The 19,778-nt window shown below is 70.1% G+C and carries 2 protein-coding genes; both read left to right on the forward strand.

Annotated elements, in window-relative coordinates:
* Window positions 1-23 precede the first annotated feature (23 nt).
* Window positions 24-1,265 (forward strand): serine hydrolase domain-containing protein, encoded by a 1,242-nt coding sequence (locus tag AB0M73_RS31965; protein WP_363898411.1) that lies wholly within the window; start codon window positions 24-26, stop codon window positions 1,263-1,265.
* Between the two features lie 42 nt (window positions 1,266-1,307).
* Window positions 1,308-19,751 carry a non-ribosomal peptide synthase/polyketide synthase gene (locus tag AB0M73_RS31970; RefSeq protein WP_363898414.1) on the forward strand — a complete coding sequence of 6,148 codons (18,444 nt, stop codon included), beginning with the start codon at window positions 1,308-1,310 and terminating at the stop codon, window positions 19,749-19,751.
* Window positions 19,752-19,778 lie beyond the last annotated feature (27 nt).

A 19,778-nucleotide genomic window follows, 5' to 3' on the forward strand; every position in this document is an offset into this window, starting at 1 on the left:
AACACCAACTGGGGAGGCATGCCGTGACCTCGACAGTCCGGTCCGATGTAGACAGATCGACGCTGGCGGAGGCGCTGCGGGATCTCTTGGCCAGGCACGATGTGCCGGCGGCGCAGCTGTCCGTGCACACCGGCGGTGAGACGATCACCGTCGGCGCGCCCGGCAAGTATCCGATCGGGTCGATCACCAAGCCGTTCACCGCAACGCTGGCCATGCTGCTGGTCGCGGACGGCGACCTCGACCTGGAGGACCGGCTCGGCGAGCACCTGGGTGACCTCGGTCCACGGGTCGGGCGGCTGACCGTGCGGCAGCTGCTCAGCCACACCAGCGGCCTGCCGGCGGCCCTGGGCGGCGAGACCTCCTCGGCCCGCCAGTACTTACGGGCCTGCCGGGACGCGGAACTGGTGCTGCGCCCCGGACTCGGCTTCTCCTACTCCAACGTCGGCTACGTGCTGCTGTCCCGGCTGGTGGAGGAGATCACCGGGATGGACTGGTGGGAGGCGGTCGAGGCGCTGCTGCTCACCCCGCTGGGGATCGAGCCGGCGTTCACCGTGGAGCACGGCGGAAAGCGATCCGTAGGGACCTTCATGGCCGGTCACGCCGGTCGTGGCATCGAGGTCGAGCAGACCCTGCAGGAGATCGAGGCCGGCGCCGGGGCGCTGGCGCTGAGCGCCGAGGACCTCGTGACCTTCGGGCTCATGCACGTGACCGGCGACGGTCCGCTGACCCCGCAGCTGCTTCGCACGATGCGCCGGGAGGTGCCGGGCGTCGTCCCGTTCGGACTGGCCAACGGCTGGGGCCTCGGGCTCGCGGTGTTCGACGGCTGGGTCGGCCACGACGGCACCGCCGACGGCACGTCCTGCCACCTGCGCATCGACCCCACCGGCGGCCAGGTCGTCGCGCTGACCACCAACGCCGTTTCCGGTGCGGCACTGTGGGTGGATCTTGTCGGCCGGCTCCGCGCGCTCGGCCTCGACGTGGCCGACTACGACCTGTCCCACCGCCGCGACGAGATGCCGATGCCGGCCGGGCTGACCGGCAGCTACGCCAACGGCGACATGGAGTACTTCGTCGACGCCGGCGACGGTGTGCTGCGCGTCGGCGGCGAGCTGTACCCGGAGCTGACGGTGCATGCCGACTGGGCCTTTTCCGTGCTGGAGCCCGAGTCCGGACGCCGCGTGCTCGGCGGCCGCTTCCTGCGCGACCCGTCGACGGGCCTGGTCAGCGGCCTGCAGACCGGCGGCCGCGTGGCCGCCCGCCGCTGAGCGACCACTGTCTCGACCACCCTCTGGAGAGAAACGGACATCATGACGACATCGAGGCAGAGCCGCATCGACGCGCTGCCGGCGGAACTGCGCGAGCAGCTCAGGCGACGACTCGCCGGGCGGGCGAAGGCGTCCGACGGCATCCCGCGCGCCGATCGGACCTCGGCGCTGCCGCTGTCGTACGCCCAGCAGCGCCTGTGGTTCCTCGACGAGCTGCGTCCGGGGGAGTCGGAGTACAACAGCGCCGTCGCGCTGCGGCTGTCCGGCGACCTCGACGTGCCGGCGCTCACCGCCGCGATCGCGGCGCTGGTCGCCCGGCACGAGTCGTTGCGTACCACGGTGTCCGTTGTGGACGGCGTCGCGGTGCAGGCCATCGCCGATGCCGTCGACGTCCCGCTGCGAGTGGTCGAGGAGCCGGCGGAGCTGGACCAGGTGCTGGCCGACGAGTACTCGCGGCCGTTCGACCTGCGGAAAGGCCCGCTGCTGCGGGCACTTCTGGTCCGGCTGGCCGCCGGCGACCACGTGCTGCTGCTGACCGCGCACCACGTGATCACCGATGGCGCCTCGATGGGTGTCATGATCGACGAGTTGGGTCGCCTGTACGGCGGCGCAACCCTGGCCGAGCCCACGGCTCAGTACGCGGACTACGCCGTGTGGCAGCGTGGCCGCTCGCTGGACAAGCACCTGGAGTACTGGACCTCGCAGCTGGCCGGTGTGGAGCCGCTGGAGTTTCCGACCGACCGGCCGCGCCCGGCGGTGCGGACCTCGGCCGGCGCCGTCCACGACTTCCGGCTGCCGGCAGCGGTTTCCCAGCGGCTGTCGGAGCTGGCCCGCGAGCACGACACCACGCTGTACACCGTGCTGGTGGCGGCCTGTCAGATCCTGCTGGCCCGATACACCGGCCGACCGGACATCGCCGTCGGCTCGGTGGTGAACGTCCGCAACCGGCCCGAGCTGGAGCGGATGGTCGGCTTTTTCGTCAACACCGTGGTGCTGCGGTCCACAGTGGACGACGAGGTGTCCTTCGGCGACTTCCTGGCGCAGGTCAGGACGACCGTGCTGACGTCGTTGGAGCACGCCGAGGCGCCGTTCGACAAGGTCGTGGAGGCCTTGCGGCTGGAGCGGGATCCCAGTCGGAACCCGCTGTTCGACGTGCTGGTGCTGCTGCACGGGGCGGCCGGCAGCCAGCCCGAGTTCGGCGCCCTCGCGGTGGAACCGGTCGATGTGAGCCGGCGGTCCGCGACCTTCGACCTCAGTTTCGAGTTCCAGGACACCGGCGACGGTCTGGCCGGATCCGTGGAGTACAGCACCGATCTCTTCGACGCGGACACGGTGTCGCGGATGGCCGGGCACCTTTCCACGCTGCTGATGGAGATCACTTCGGTCCGGCGGGTCGGTGACCTGCCCCTGCTGGCCGCGGACGAGCGGTCACGGTTGCTCGTCGAGGCCAACGACACCGCCCTGGACGTGACGGCCTCCACCATTGTCGAGGTCTTCGAGGAGACGGTGGCCAAGGCGCCGACCGCCCGCGCGCTGGTGTTCCAGGACACAGAATTCACCTACGCCGAGCTCAACGCCCGCGTGAACCGCTTGGCCCACCACCTGATCGCGTCGGGCGCGGGACCGGAGCGGGTCGTTGCCCTTGCGCTGCCCCGTTCGGCCGAACTGGTCATCGCGATGCTGGCGGTGTTCAAGGCGGGTGCGGTGTACCTGCCGGTGGACCGCGGACTGCCCAAGGACCGTGTTGATCTGCTGCTTCGTGACGCCGGCACCACACTTGTGGTGGTCGACCCGGACGACGCCACCACACCTGTGGTGGGTAACCGTGTGGTGCTGTCGGACGCGGCCGGCATGCCGGAGACCAATCCGGACTGTCCGGTGCGGACGGACAGCACCGCCTACATCATCTACACCTCCGGCTCCACCGGCACCCCCAAGGGCGTCGCGGTCGAGCACCGCAACCTGGTGAACCTGCTGTTCAACCACCGCAACGACTTCGCCGCCGGCCGTCGGCTGCGGGTGGCGACCACCGCCGTGTTCTCCTTCGACACCTCCCTCGAAGGCCCGGTGCTGTTGGCCGACGGCCACGAGCTGCACGTGATCGACGACGAGACCCGGATGGACGCCGACGCCCTCGTGGACTACGTGGCGGGCAACGGGATCGACTTCCTCGACCTCACCCCGACCTACCTGCGGCAACTCCTGCCGGCCGGCCTGCTGACCGATCCGCGACACCGCCCGGCCGTGCTGATGCTCGGCGGCGAGGCCCTCAGCGACGAGCTCTGGCGGGAACTCGCGGCCGTCGACGGAACCACCGCGCACAACTTCTACGGCCCCACCGAGTGCACCGTCGACGCGCTGTCCTGCGTCGTCGCTGGTGATCAGTCCTCTTTGGGCCGTCCGCTGCGGAACATGCAGGCCTATGTCCTGGACGGCTATCTGCGGCCGGTGCCGACCGGCGTGGTGGGGGAACTGTGCCTGGCCGGCGCGCAGGTCGCCCGTGGCTACCTGAACCGGCCCGGCCTGACCGCCGATCGCTTCGTGGCCAATCCCTTCGGTGACGGACGGCTGTACCGGACCGGTGACCTGGTGCGTCGGCGGGCCGACGGGCGTCTGGAGTACATCGGCCGAGCCGACGACCAGGTCAAGATCCGCGGCTTCCGCATCGAGCCGGGCGAGGTCGAGGCCGCGCTGCTCCGGCTGCCCGAGGTCGACGCGGCCGCGGTCGTCGTGCGGGACAACAGACTCGTCGGCTACGTGGTGGGGGACACCTCGTCCCTGCGGGAACGGCTTCGCGAATCGCTGCCGGACTACATGGTGCCGGCGGTGTTCGTGCAGCTGGACGGGCTGCCGGTCAGCAGCACCGGCAAGCTCGACCGGAAGGCCTTGCCGGCGCCCGTGGCGCAGACCGCGGAGTGGGTCGCGCCGCGCACGGACAACGAGCGGCTGCTGGCCGAGATCTGGGCCGGTGTGCTCGGCAGCGACCGGATCGGCGTGCGGGACAACTTCTTCGCGCTGGGTGGCGACTCCATCCTCAGCATCCAGGTGGTGTCCCGCGCTCGGGCCGCCGGCCTGCGGCTGACCTCGCGGGACCTGTTCACCCACCAGACGATCGCCGACCTGGCGCTGGTGGCCCGGACCGAAACCGAGGTCGCGGCGCCGGTCATCGCCGGCCCCGCGCCGCTGACGCCGATCCAGCACTGGTTCTTCGAGACCTACGGGCCGCTGAACCACTTCACGATGTCGATGCTGCTGGAGCTGCCGGCCGATGTGGACCGGGCTCGGCTGTCGGCCGCGATCGACACCGTGATCGCCCATCACGAGGCCCTGCACACCCGTTTCACCTGCGACGACGGCGTTTGGCGGCAGGAGCCGGCGGCCGCGCCGACCGGGATCCTGGAGGACGGCACGGAGATCAGCCGTGACGGCCTGGACATCACCGCCGGCCGCATGGTGAAGGCGATCTTCATCCCCGGCGAGACTCCGTTGCTGTTCCTGGCGATTCACCACCTCGTCGTGGACGGCGTCTCGCTGCGGCTGCTGCTCGGCGACATCGAGGCCGCCTACGGCGGCGCGACGCCGGAGCCGACCGGCACCGCGTTCACCCAGTGGGCGCACCGGCTCAACGGGCACACCTTCGACGAGGATCTGGCGTACTGGCAGCAGATCACCGATGGCGAGCCGCTGCCGACCGACCACATCGGCGAGAACACCTCCGGCTCGACCCGGACGATGACCGTCAGCCTGGGCCGCGAAGAGACGGACGCGCTGCTGCACAAGGTCCCGGACGTCTATCGCACGCAGATCAACGACGTGCTGCTGAGTGCACTCGGTCAGGCACTGGCCGACTGGACCGGCCGCGACGACGTGCTCATCGCGTTGGAGGGCCACGGCCGCGAGGACCTGTTCGACGGCGTCGACCTGTCCCGCACGGTCGGCTGGTTCACCACGCAGTTCCCGGTGGCGCTGGCGATTCCGGCCGGCCGGGACTGGGGCCACACGCTGAAGTCCGTCAAGGAACGGCTGCGGGCGGTGCCCCAGCGTGGCCTCAGCTACGAGGCCCTGCGCTACCTCGGCGGCAAGGATCTTCACGCCGAGCCCGGGATCTGCTTCAACTACCACGGCCAGTGGGATTCCGGCGCCGCCGGCCTGTTCCGCGGGCAGCGCGAGACGACCGGCTTCGACCTCGCCCCGGAGCAGCGCAACGGCTACCTGCTCGATGTCGCCGGCGTCGTCGAGTCCGGCGAGCTCACCCTGACCTGGCTGTATTCCGACAATCTGTACGAGTGGCAGACCGTCCGGCGGCTGGCCGACGCGATGCTGCGGGCGTTGCGGGAGATCATCGACCACTGCGGCTGGCCGATGGCCGGCGGCCGCACGCCGTCGGACTTCCCGCTGGCCCGGCTGTCGCAGTCCACTGTGGACGCTTTGGTCGGCGACGGCCGCAACGTCGAGGACATCTACCCGCTGACTCCGCTGCAGGCCGGCATGTTGTTCCACAGCCTGGTCGAGCCGGAGATCTACGTCGACCAGGCCCGCATGGTGCTGGACGGCATCGCCGACCCGGTGGCGTTCGGGGCGGCATGGCAGGCGGTCGTGGACCGCACGCCGGCGCTGCGCACGCGGCTGGCCTGGGACGGGCTCGACGAGCCGGTGCAGATCGTGCAGCGGCATGTCACCGTGCCCATCGCCTACCAGGACTCCGGCGACACCGACCTCGACCTCACTCAAGCTCCGCTGATGCGGCTGGCGATCGTGCCGCTGGGCGGCGACCGGATCCGACTGGCGTGGACCTCGCACCACATCATGCTGGACGGCTGGAGCCTCGGGCAGGTGTTCGAGGAGGTCTGCGCCCAGTACGGCGGCCAGGTGACCACGGTCCGCCGGCCGTTCCGCGACTACCTGTCCTGGCTGTCGTCGCAGGACTCGGCCGCGGCCGAGGCGTTCTGGCGGGAAGAGCTCGGCGGGTTCGAGGCGCCGACGCCGCTGCCGTACGACCGTCAGCCGGCGCAGGCACATCAGGCCCGGTCCTCGCAGTCGGTGCGGGTGCCGCTGTCGGAGGAGCAGTCCGTTCGGCTACGGGAGTTCGCGCAGCGCAACGGGTTGACCGTGAACACCGTCGTGCAGGGCGCATGGGCGCTGTTGCTGGCCCGGCAGAGCGGCACCGACGACGTCGTGTTCGGCACCACGGTCTCCGGGCGTCCGGACGACCTGCCCGGCGTCGAGTCGATGATCGGCATGTTCATCAACACCATCCCGACCCGGGTCCAGGTGCGCAGCCAGGAGCGGCTGGTGCCGTGGCTTCGGTCGGTGCAGGATCGGCAGACCGAGTCGCGCCGCTACGACTTCGTGGCGCTGGGCAGGCTCCGCGCCTACAGCGACGTGCCGGCCGGGCAGAGCCTGTTCGACAGCATGGTGGCGTTCGAGAACTACCCGTTCGACGAGCGGGCCGGCGTGGCCGTGCAGCATGTCGAGGCCACGGACAGCACCAACTTTCCGGTCGTGCTGCGGGCCTACCTCGACCGCCGCCTGACCTTCGAGCTGGCCACGGATCCCGCCCTGTTCGACGCGCGGACGGCCGAGACGATGGCCAACCGGTTGCAGACGCTGGTCGTCAGCTTCACTGACGATCAGCTGCGCAACCTGTCGTGGATGTCCGGGGCCGAGCGGCACAACGTGCTGGCCGGCTGGCAGGGCACCGCCGTCGATCTACCGGCCCCGACGATCACCTCCCTGTTCACCGCGCAGGTCGAGGCCACCCCGAACGCCGTCGCGCTGACGTCCGAGGGGACGAGTCTGTCCTATGCGGACCTGAATGCCCGGGCCAACCGGCTGGCCCACCGGCTGATCGCCGCCGGCGCCGGCGCGGAGACCTTCGTCGCCCTGTGCCTGCCGCGGACCGCCGACCTGGTCGTCGCCGTGCTGGCGGTGTTGAAGGCCGGAGCCGCGTACCTGCCGATCGACCCCGACTACCCGCGGGACCGGGTCGAGCGGATGCTGGAGGACAGCAACGCCCTGCTGATGCTGACCTCGGTCGAGGCCGACGGCGAGCCGTCCACCGACCCGGACGTGCTGATCACACCCGAGAGCCCGGCCTATCTGATCTACACTTCCGGCTCGACCGGCGTGCCCAAGGGCGTGGTGGTCACGCACGCCAACGTGACCCGGCTCTTCGCCTCGACACGTGACCTGTTCTCCCTCGGCAGCAACGATGTCTGGACGCTGTTCCACTCGTACGCGTTCGACTTCTCGGTGTGGGAGCTGTGGGGCCCGCTGCTGCACGGCGGCCGGCTGGTTGTCGTGCCGCACGCGGTTTCCCGTTCGCCCCGGGACTTCTTGCGGCTGCTGGTCGACGAGCGCGTCACCGTGCTCAACCAGACGCCGTCGGCCTTCTACCAGCTGGAACCGGTGGATGGCCTGTCGCTGCGCTACGTGATCTTCGGCGGCGAGGCGCTCGACGCGCGGCGGCTGGACGCGTGGTGGGGCAAGGTCGAGCTGGTCAACATGTACGGCATCACCGAGACGACCGTGCACGTCACCCATCGCGCACTCGATGCCAGCGCCGGCAACACCATCGGCGTCGGCCTGCCCGACCTCCGTGTCTACGTGCTGGACACGGATCTCAACCCGGTGCCGGCCGGTGTGATCGGCGAGATGTACGTCGCCGGCGCCGGTCTCGCGCGCGGCTACCTGAATCGCCCCGGCCTGACCGCGACCCGGTTCATCGCGAACCCGTTCGATCCGGGCAGTCGCATGTATCGAACCGGCGATCTGGCCCGGTGGCGGGCGGACGGCGAGCTGGAGTACTTCGGCCGTGCCGACCACCAGGTCAAGATCCGCGGCTTCCGCATCGAGCTCGGCGAGATCGAGGCCGCCCTGCTGACGTCACCGCAGGTCACCGCCACGGCCGTGATCCCGCGCGAGGACACCCCGGGCCATCACCGGCTCGTCGCCTACGTTGTCGGCGAAACCGAGGGCCTGCGCGAGCACCTGGCCAAGACGTTGCCGGATCACATGATCCCGGCCGCCTTCGTGCGCGTCGACGAGATTCCGTTGACCCGCAACGGCAAGCTCGACCGTCGTGCGTTGCCGGCCCCCGAGGTCGTCAGCCGAGGCTATGTCGCGCCGGCCACCGAGGAGCAGCGCAAGATCGCCACGATCTGGGCCGAGACCCTCGGTGTCGAGCGGGTTGGCCTGGAGGACAACTACTTCGAGCTCGGCGGCGACTCCATCCTCAGCATCCGGATCACCTCCCGGCTGCGCGCCGAGTTCGGCGTCGAGGTCTCCCCGCGCGTCCTGTTCACCGCCCCGACGGTCGCCGCCCTGGCCGCCGCACTGCCGGGGTCTTCGGACCTCACCGTCATCCCGGCCGTCCCCCGCGATGGTGAGCTGCCGCTGTCCTATGCCCAGCAACGACTGTGGTTCCTGCACCAGTTCGATCCCGACAGCACCGAGTACACGACCGTCTTCGCGGTGAGGTTGCTGGGTGAGCTGGATGAGCCGAGGCTCAGGTCCGCGCTGACCACGTTGATCGCTCGGCACGAGTCCCTGCGCACCACCGTCTCCGACCGCCCCGGTCTGGTCGTGAATCCGCCCCACGAGGTCGAGTTCAGCGACGTTGACGGCCCGTTCGACCTGGTCAACGGCCCTCTGCTGCGGATCCGGCTGACCGAGTCGTCGCCGCGTGAGCACGAGCTGGTGCTGTCGATGCACCACATCATCACCGACGGCTGGTCCATCGGCGTCCTGGTCGACGAGCTTTCCGCGCTGTACAACGGTTCCACGCTGCCCGAGGTGGGGCTCCAGTACGCCGACTTCGCCGCGTGGCAACGTGGTCAGGACCTGGACGGCCAGCTGTCCTACTGGCGCGACCGTCTGCGGGACGTCCCCGCCCTGGAACTGCCCACCGACCGCCCCCGCCCGGCCACGCAGACCCACAACGGCGCCGCCATCGAGTTCGACCTGCCTTCGGTTCGTCTCGCCGACTGCACCCTGTTCATGACGCTCGTGGCCGCCTGTCAGGCGCTGCTGGCTCGGTGGACCGGCCAGGACGACATCGCCGTCGGCACCGTCACTTCGGGCCGCGACAACCCTCAGCTGGAGCGGGTTGTCGGCATGTTCGTCAACACCGTCGTGCTCCGGTCCCGTGTGGACGGTCGGCAGACCTTCCGTGAGTTCGCCGCTGCCGTTCGGGAATCGGTCCTGGAGGCCTTCGCCCACCAGGATGTTCCCTTCGAGCGGGTGGTCGACGAGGTGCAGCCCACTCGCGACACCAGCCGTTCGCCCCTGTTCCAGGCCATGGTCACGTTGCAGAACGGCGGGGCGAAGCTGCCGTCGTTCGACGGGCTCACCGCCTCCGAGCTGGCGCTGCCCATGACCACCGCCAGCTTCGATCTGACCTTCGAGTTCGCCGAGGCCGGTTCTCAGCTGCGGGGCCTGGTCAACTACAACACCGACCTGTTCGACGCCTCGACCATCACTCGTCTCATCGGCCACCTCCGCACCCTGCTGGCCGCCGTCGCCGACAACCCCGACCGGCCGTTGGGCGAGCTGCCGCTGCTCACGTCGGCCGAGGTCGCGCAGCTGGTGGAGTGGTCCGGCACGTCGACCGAGGTTCCGGCCACCACGTTCCCCTCGATCTTCACCGCCCAAGCTCTGGTCACCCCGGACGCAGTTGCCCTGGTGCACAACGACGTCCGCCTGACCTTCGCCGAGGTCGACGACCGGTCCTCGCGGCTGGCGGCCCAACTGGTGGATAGCGGTGCCGGTCCCGACCGCATCGTCGCGGTGTCGATGCCGCGCTCCGCCGACGCCGTCATCGCCATCTTGGCCGTGCACAAGGCCGGCGCCGCCGTGCTCTACCTCGATCCCGAGCTGCCGGCCGACCGCGCCGGGTTCATCAAGGCCGACGCGCAGCCCGTGTTGGTGCTGACCGCCGCGGCCACCGATGCCGAGCCGAGGCCGTTGCCGGCTCCGCAGCCCGACAGCGCCGCGTACGTCATCTACACCTCCGGCTCCACCGGCACGCCCAAGGGCGTGGTGATCAGCCACCGAGCGCTCACCAACCTGCACTTCGATCACGGCGACGACTTCGCCGATGGCCGGTGGCTCAAGGTCGCCCTCACCGCGTCGCTGTCGTTCGACGCGGCGTGGGAGGGCCTGCTGCTGATGGCGGCCGGCCACGAGCTGCACATCGTCGACCCCGAGACCGTGCTTGATCACGACGTCGACCTGATCAACTCGACGCCGTCGTTCATCCGCCACCTGCTGACCACCGGTCGCCCGATGCCGCCTGTGCTCGTGCTCGGGGCCGAGGCGATCGACGAGCAGTTGTGGCACGACCTTCAGCAGTTGCCCGGAACGCGGGCCTACAACCTGTACGGCCCCACTGAGTGCACGGTCGACGCCACCATCGCCCCGATCACTGGCACGCGCCCCGTGATCGGCCGCCCGCTGAGCAACCTCCGGGCTTACGTCCTCGACGACTCGCTCCGCCCGGTACCCGTCGGCGTCGCCGGTCAGCTGCACATCGCCGGCGCCCAGTTGGCTCGCGGCTACCTCAACCGCCCCGGGCTCACCGCCGCCAGCTTCATCGCCAACCCCTTCGGCGCCGGCCGCCTCTACGTCACCGGTGACCGGGTTCGTTGGACCACGGACGGATCCCTGGAGTACCTGGGCCGCGTCGACGAGCAGGTCAAGCTGCGGGGCTTCCGCGTCGAGCCGGGCGAGATCGAGGCGGCGTTGCTGCGGCTGCCCGAGGTCGAGCAGGCGGCGGTCGTGGTGCGGGACCACCGGCTGGTCGCCTACGTGGTCGACCGTTCTTCGACAATAGATGTTGTCACGCCGACCTCGGCCGAGTTGCCGCGCAGCGTTGCGGGCATCAGCGCGGGCGCGGTGTCGACAACAGCTGTTGTCAGCCTCAAGGATCGGCTGCGGGAATCGCTGCCGGACTACATGGTGCCGTCGGTGTTCGTGGCGATGGATCGGCTACCGACGACGAGCGGCGGGAAAATCGACCGGAAGGCGCTGCCGGAGCCGGTGGTCGAGGCCGAGGAGTGGGTGGGGCCGCGCAGCGAGAAGGAACGGGTGCTGGCGGGGATCTGGGAGGAGGTGCTGGGGGCCGAGCGGGTGGGCGTCACGGACAACTTCTTCGCGCTGGGCGGGGACTCGATCCTGAGCATCCAGGTGGTGTCCAGGGCTCGGGCGGCGGGGCTGAACCTGGTGTCCAAGGATGTGTTCCGGCATCAGACGGTGGCGGAGTTGGCCCGGGTGGTACGGGCGGAGCGGGCGATCGTGGCGGACGCGACCGGCACGGCGCCGGTGACGCCGATCCAGGCGTGGTACCTGAACAGCGGCATGGACGCGTTCACGATGTCGCTCGTCGCCGAACTGGGCGAAGACATCGACGTGGAGCGGCTGCGACGGGCCTTGGACGAGGTGATCGGACACCACGACGCGCTGCGCACGAGGTTCACGCAGGTCGACGGCGCGTGGCGGCAGGAGGTGCAGGCGGAGAGCGAGCACGTGGGGTGGAGTTTTGACGCCCCCAACCTCGCGCTGACGATCAACCACCTCGTGGTCGACGGCGTGTCCTGGCGGATCCTTCTCGACGACATCGAGTCGGCTTACCACGGCCGGCCGCTACCGCCGAAGACGACGTCCTATGTGGACTGGTCCCGCCGAATCGCGGCCCATGACTTCGGTCAGGACCTGGCGTACTGGGAGCACACGGCGGAAGCCGATGCGAGCCTGCCGATGGATGGGCAGGGCAACACGGCCGTGAGCGAGACGATCACCGTTCGGCTCGACCGGGAAACCACGGATGCGTTGCTGCGCAAGGTGCCGGAGTCCTACCGGACGCAGGCCAACGACGTGCTGCTGAGCGCGCTCGGACAGGCGGTGGCCGGCTGGTGCGGCCGGGACACGGTGCTGATAGGCCTGGAAGGGCACGGCCGTGAGGACATTGTGGACGGCGTCGACCTGTCGCGGACGGTCGGCTGGTTCACGGCGGAATACCCGGTGGCACTGACCATCCCGGCCGGGGACTGGGGCGCAAAGCTCAAGTCGGTCAAGGAGCAGCTGCGGGCGGTGCCGTCGAAGGGCCTCGGCTACGGGGCGCTGCGGCATCTGCGTGGCACGGCGCCGGAGATCAAGCCGGGCATCAGCTTCAACTACCACGGCCAGTGGGCCGACAGCGCGAGCGGCTTCTACCGGTCGATCAGCGGCGGCGACCAGGAAGGGTCCCGCACGTACCTGGTCGACGTGATCGGCATCGTGCAGGACGGGCAGCTGGAGCTGGGCTGGACCTACTGGCCGGAGGTCCACGACGAGCAGACGGTGCGGAACCTGGCCGAGTCGATGCTGGCCGGGCTGCGGGAGATCGTGGCCCACTGCGCGGACAACAGCAGCCGAACGCCGTCGGACTTCCCGTTGACGCGGCTCAGTCAGTCCGAAGTGGACACGATCGTCGGCGACGGCCGAAGCGTGGACGACGTCTACCCGCTCACGCCGTTGCAGAAGGGCCTGCTGTTCCACAGCCTGGTGGATCCCGACCTGTACGTGGACACGCTCCGGATCCGCATGGCCGGCATCGACGACGCCGGCCGGTTCCGCGAGGCGTGGCAACGGGTTGTCGACCGGACGCCTGCGCTGCGGACGAGGCTGGTGTGGACCGGCGTCGACGAGCCGGTGCAGGTCGTCGACCGCACCGCGCGGCTGGTCGACGGCCCGATCAGCCTGGACCGGTCGCCGCTGACCAGGGTCGATGTCATCGAAGACGGCGACGAGATCGAGCTGGCGTGGACCTCGCACCACGTGCTGATGGACGGCTGGAGCCTGGCCCAGGTGTTCACCGAGGTGTGCGAGGAATACTGCGGCCGCACGCCGACGATCACCCGCCGGCCGTTCCGCGACTACCTGGAATGGCTGGGGGAGCAGGACCACGCGGCGGCCGAGGAGTACTGGCGCGAGGTGCTCGACGGTGTCCCGCGGACGGCGCTGCCGTACGACCGGCAGCCGGCGGAGGCGCACCGGTCGCGGTCGAGCGCGTCGACGAGGATCACGGTCAGCGGGCTGGCGGAAGTGGCGCGGCGCAACGGGATCACCGTGAACACGATGATCCAGGCGGCGTGGGGCCTGGTGCTGTCGCTGTACTCGGGGGAGCGGACGGTGCTGTTCGGCACCACGATCTCCGGGCGGCCGGCCGAGCTGCTGGGCGTGGAGTCGATGATCGGGCTGTTCATCAACACCGTGCCGACGCGCGTCGACATCGGCGGCGCGGTGCCGGTGCGGGACTGGCTGCGGCGGCTGCAGGACGAGCAGAGCGAGGCCCGGGACAACGGGTTCGTCCAGGTCGGCAGCCGGTTCGACAGCATGGTGGTGTTCGAGAACTACCCGATCAGCGAGCCGGGGGTGGCCGGGGCGCCGCGGGTGCTGTCGGTGGCGTCCGGGGATGTCACGAACTTCCCGCTGTGCGTGCGGGCGTCGATGGACGCGGAGCTGACGCTGGACCTGGGCTACGACCCGGAGCTGTTCGACGCGAAAACGGCTGTTGAGCTGCTGAAACGTGTTGAGAAGTTGATCAGCTCGATGGTCGCGAATTTGAGCGCCCCCGTATCAATTCTACCGCGGTTGGGCGCGGAAGAGCTGCGGAGCATGATCGACGAGGCGGCTGGGGAGCGGCGGGACGTGCCGGCTGCTAGCATCCCGGCGCTGTTCGCCGAGCAGGTGGCGCGCACGCCGTTCGCACCGGCAGTGACCTGCGGCGATGTGACGCTGAGCTATGCGGAGTTGGACGGCCGGGCCAATCACCTGGCGCACCGGTTGCGGGCGATGGGGGTGCGGGCCGAAGACCGGGTGGCGCTGCTGCTGGAGCCGTCGATCGAGCACGTGATCGCCGAGCTGGCGGTGCTCAAGGCGGGGGCGGCCTACGTGCCGCTGGATGTCCGGGCTCCGGAGGAGCGGCGGCGGGCGATCGCGGGGGACAGCATCGTGATCGGCCCGGAGATGATCACCGCGGACGGGGCGGCGACGGCACCAGACGTCGAGGTGCACCCGGACAACCTCGCCTACGTCATGTACACCTCGGGCTCGACGGGAACGCCGAAGGGCGTGGCGGTCCGGCATCGGGATGTCGTGGCGCTGATGCACGACGGTCGCTTCGATCACGGCCACGAGAGGGTGCTGGCGCACTCGCCGCTGGCGTTCGACGCGTCCACCTACGAGCTGTGGGTGCCGTTGCTGCGCGGCGGCGAAGTGGTGCTGACCGGCCGGCCGGACCTCACGGTCGAAGAGCTGCGAAGCGTCGATGTGACCGGGCTCTGGCTGACCGCCGGGCTGTTCCGGATGATCGCCCAGGACGCGCCGGACTGCCTGAGCGGCGTCACGGAGGTGTGGACGGGCGGCGACGTGGTGCCGGCCAATGCCGTGCGGCGAGTGCTGGCGGCGTGCCCGGGCATCGCGGTGGTCGACGGCTACGGACCTACGGAGACCACGACCTTCGCGACCGCGCACCGGATGACAACAGATGTTGTCGACTCGGTGCCGATCGGCCGTCCCCTGGACAACATGCGCACCTACGTCCTCGACGCCGACCTGAGGCCTGTTCCCGACGGTGCGCCGGGGGAGCTGTGCATCGCCGGCGCGGGACTGGCCCGCGGCTACCACGACCAGCCGGGCCTGACGGCGGACCGGTTCGTGGCCGACCCGTTCGATGCCGGCCGGCGCATGTACCGGACCGGGGACATCGTCCGCCGCGTCGACGGCGAGCTGGAGTTCCTCGGCCGCGCCGACGACCAGGTGAAGATCCGCGGCTTCCGGATCGAGCTCGGCGAGATCGAGACGGCCCTCACCGCGCAGGCCGAAGTGGACCAGGCGGTGGTGATCGTCCGGGACAAGCGGATCATCGCCTACGTCGTCGGCGCCGCCGATCTGGCCGCGCTGCGGACCGTGCTGCCGGAGTACATGGTGCCCTCGACCGTGATCACGCTGGACGAACTCCCGCTGAGCCGCAACGGAAAGGTCGACCGCCGGGCACTGCCGGAGCCGACCGCCGCCGACACCGACTTCGTCGCACCCCGCAACGAGCTGGAGGCGACGGTAGCGGGCATCTGGGCGGAGCTGCTCGGCGTGCCCAAGGTCGGCATCGACGACAACTTCTTCGAGCTCGGCGGCGACTCCATCCTGAGCATCCGGCTCGTCTCGCGGCTGCTGGCCGACTGCGGCGTGTCGATCTCCCCGCGGGTTCTGTTCACCCATCCGACCGTGGCCGAACTCGTCGGCGCCCTCGGTGCCACCGAGACCGATATCCCGGTCGTGCCAAGGGATGCGCCGCTGCCGCAGTCGTTCAACCAGCAGCGGCTGTGGTTCCTGGACAGCTTCAACCCCGGCGGCGGCGAGTATGTGACGTCGCTGGCGATCAAGCTCAGGGGCCCGCTGGACGCCGACCGGCTGGCCGACGCCTTCACCGAGGTCGTGGCCCGGCACGAGGCGCTGCGCACCACCTTCGACGACGGCGTGCAGATCGTGCACCCGCCGCACGAAGTCACCTTCACCGACAACCGGCCGTTCGACCTGCGCCGGGGCCCGCTGATCCGGCCGCGGCTGGAGCGCGTGGCCGACGACGAACACGTGCTCACCCTGGAGATCCATCACATCGTCACCGACGGCTGGTCCAACGGCGTCATCCTCGACGAGGTGATGGCCCTCTACCGCGGCGAGACCCTCGACCGGCCGACGATCCAGTACGCGGACTTCGCCGCCTGGCAACGAAGCCGTGACCTCGACGGTCAGCTGGCGTACTGGACCCAGACCTTGGCCGAGCTGCCGGCCGCCGACCTGCCCACGGACCGGCCCCGCCCGGCGGTCCGCACCACGACCGGCGCCGTGCACGAGGCCGTTGTCCCGCAACGGATCGCAACCAGGCTGCGGGAGATCAGCCGCCGTCACGAGACGACGTTGTTCACGACCCTCAACGCCGCCTGCAACATCCTGCTGTCCCGCTGGACCGGCCAGCGCGATGTCACCGTCGGCACCGTCACCAACGGCCGTGACCGCGCGGAGCTGGACCGGGTGGTGGGCTTCTTCGTCAACACCCTGGTCCTGCGCTCGACCGTTGCCGGCACCTTCGACGACTACCTGGACACCGTGCGCGGCAACGTCCAGGAGGCGTTCAGGCATCAGGACGTTCCGTTCGAGCGGGTCGTCGACGCCGTGCAGCCGCAGCGCGATCCCAGCCGCACGCCGCTGTTCCAGGTGATGGTCGTGCTGCAGAACGCCCCGCAGGCCGCGCCCCGGCTGCCGGGCATCGAGGTCGAGGACGTCGAGTTGCCGCTGACGACCGCGAACTTCGACGTGACCATCGAATTCCAGGAGCAGGGCGGTGACCTGCTTGTCGCCGTCACCTACAATGCCGACCTGTTCGAGGCCGACACCATCGCCCGCCTCACCGAGCACCTGGGCATCCTGCTCGACGGCATCGCGGCCGAACCGTCGGTCAAGATCGCCGAGCTGCCGCTACTCACCGCCGACGAGCTCCAGAAGCTGGCGGCCTGGAACAACTCCACCGTCGCCACCAAGCCGTGCACGCTGGCGGAACTGGTGGAGGAGCAGGCGGCCCGCACGCCGATCGCCACTGCGGTCATGGGCACCGAGACCTTGACCTATGCCGAGCTGAACGCCCGGGCCAACGCCCTGGCCCGGATCCTCATCGACCGCGGCGTCGGGCCGGAGAAGATCGTCGCCCTGGCGCTGCCGAAGTCGGTGGAGACAATCGTCGCGCAGCTGGCGGTGGCCAAGGCCGGCGGCGCGTTCCTACCCGTCGACCCGACCTACCCGGTCGAGCGCATCACCTACATGCTGGCCGACGCCAAGCCACAACTCGTCGTCACACAACGAGAAATCGCCCCGGACACCGAACTGCCGGTGCTGCTGCTGGACGACTTCGCCGGCAGCGACGAGGCGAACCCGCAGCGCCCGCACCGGATCGACCAGCCGGCCTACGTGATCTACACCTCCGGCTCGACCGGCCGACCCAAGGGCGTTGTCGTCACACACACCGGCCTGGCGAGCTTCGCGGCGGCGGAAATCGCTCACTTCCGGGTCCGCCCCGGCGACCGGGTGCTGGCGTTCTCCTCGCCCAGTTTCGACGCGTCGATCCTGGAGCTGTGCATGACACTGCCGGCCGGGGCAACACTCGTTGTCCCGCCGCCCGGGCCGCTGCTCGGGGAGCAGTTGGCCGAGGTGCTCGACGGTCACCGGATCACCCACGCCTTGATCCCACCGGCCGCGCTCGGCACGCTCCCCGACGTCGAGCTGCCGACCTTCACCACGCTGATCGTGGGCGCCGACGCCTGCTCGGCCGAACTGGTGACCCGGTGGGCCCCCGGCCGGCGCATGATCAACGCTTACGGGCCGACGGAGTCCACCGTGGTCAGCACCTGGAGCGAGGAGCTGACAACAGGTGTTGTCCCGCCCATCGGGCGGCCGATCCGCAACACCAGGGCCTACGTCCTCGACGACGCGCTGACGCCGGTCCCGGTCGGTGTCGCCGGCGAGCTCTATGTCGCCGGCCTCGGCCTGGCCCGCGGCTACCTCGACCGCCCCGGCCTGACCGCCGCCCGGTTCGTCGCCAACCCCTTCGAGCCGGGCCGCATGTACCGCACCGGCGACGTGGTGCGCTGGCGGCCGGACGGCCAGCTGGAGTTCCTCGGCCGCGCCGACGACCAGGTCAAGATCCGCGGCTTCCGCGTGGAACTCGGCGAGGTCGAGGCAGCCATCCGCCGCCGTCCGGACGTCCGCGAGGCAGTGGTGATCGCCCGCGACAAGCGCCTGATCGCCTACGTCGTCGGCGAAACGGCTGGCCTCAGGGACTTCCTGGCCCGCACGCTGCCGGACTACATGGTGCCGGCCGCGTTCCAGGAGCTGGACGCGCTGCCGCTCAACCCCAGCGGCAAGGTCGACCGCAAGCGGCTGCCGGACGTGACCGTGACGGCCAGCGGCGAGCACGTCGAGCCCAGCACGGAGATCGAGCAGGCGCTGGCCAAGATCTGGTCGGACGTGCTCGGTGTCCAGAACGTCGGCATCACCGACAACTTCTTCGAGCTGGGCGGCGATTCCATCCTCAGCATGCAGGTGGTGTCCCGGGCTCGGCAGGCCGGCATGCACCTGGCGTCCAAGGACGTCTTCCTGCACCAGACCATCGAGCAGCTGGCGCCCGCGGTGACGGCCGTGACCAATGCCGGCGAGCGCCGGCAGCTGGTCACCGGCCCGGTGCCGCTGACCCCGATCCAGCACTGGTTCTTCCAGCACCACACCGTGAATCCCCACCACTTCAACCAGTCCCTGCTGGCCGAGCTCGTCGAGGACGTGGACGAGCAAGCATTGCAGCGGGCGCTGGACGCGGTGTGGGGCCACCACGACGCGCTGCGGATGCGGTTCGACGGGGAGCAGTACAACGCCCCGCTGGAGCCGGTCCCGGCGCTGATCCGCCACGAGTTCAGCGAGGAGTTCGCCGACGAGGTGCACGCCGGCCTCGACCTGACCACCGGCCCGCTGTTCAAGGCCGTGCTGTTCGACCGGGACGGCCGGCCCTGGCTGTTCCTGGCCGCGCACCACGTCATCGTGGACGGCGTGTCGTGGCGGATCCTGCTCGACGACCTCGACACCGCCTACCGTCAGGCCGCCCGCGGCGAGGAGATCGACCTCGGGCCGAAGACCACGTCCTTCCAGGAATGGTCCAACCGCCTGACCGAGCACGTCCGCAACGGCGGGCTGGATGCCGAGTACTGGCAGGACATCGAGGCCGCCGAGGAGCTGCCGGTCGATCACGACGGCGACGACCCGGCGACCGACACCGTGTCGGTCGTGCTCGACGAGGCCGACACGGATGCCCTGCTGCGCAAGGCTCCCGCCGCCTACCGCACGCGGATCAACGACGTGCTGCTCACCGCGCTGGCCTCCGCGCTGTCCAAGTGGACGGGGGAGGAGCGGGTCGCCATCGACCTCGAAGGACACGGCCGCGAGGACGTGCTCGACGACGTCGACCTGACGAGGACGGTCGGCTGGTTCACCACGATCTTCCCGGTGACGTTGCACGTCCAAGGCGACTGGCGGAGCCGGATCAAGTCGGTCCGCAAGCAGCTGCGAGCCGTGCCGGACAACGGTTTCGGCTACGGCGCGCTGCGCTACCTCGGCGGCGACGTCCCGGTCGTGGAGCCGGGCATCGCCTTCAACTACCTCGGCCAGTGGGACGCCGCCGACGGCCAGGCCGGCGGCGGGCTGTTCGCCGCCACCCACGGCTCCTTCGGCCGCGACCACGACCCGGCCGAGCGCAAGGCCCACCTCCTGGACGTCGTCGGCGCCGTGCAGGACGGGAAGCTGGCCTTCTCGTGGCTCTACCAACCGTCCCGACACGAACGGTCCACTGTGGACGCAGTTGTGCACGACTTCGCCGCGGCCCTGCGCGCCATCGCCGAGGACTGCCGATGAACGCCCGCCACCGCCCCGTGACTACGG

Origin of the sequence: Kutzneria sp. NPDC051319 (assembly GCF_040682195.1) — a bacterium.
Lineage (GTDB): Bacteria > Actinomycetota > Actinomycetes > Mycobacteriales > Pseudonocardiaceae > Kutzneria.

What these genes read in the sequence shown, in the direction of transcription:
- AB0M73_RS31970 (WP_363898414.1), top strand. Translation starts at nt 1,308, where the DNA reads ATGACGACATCGAGGCAGAGCCGCATCGACGCGCTGCCGGCGGAACTG.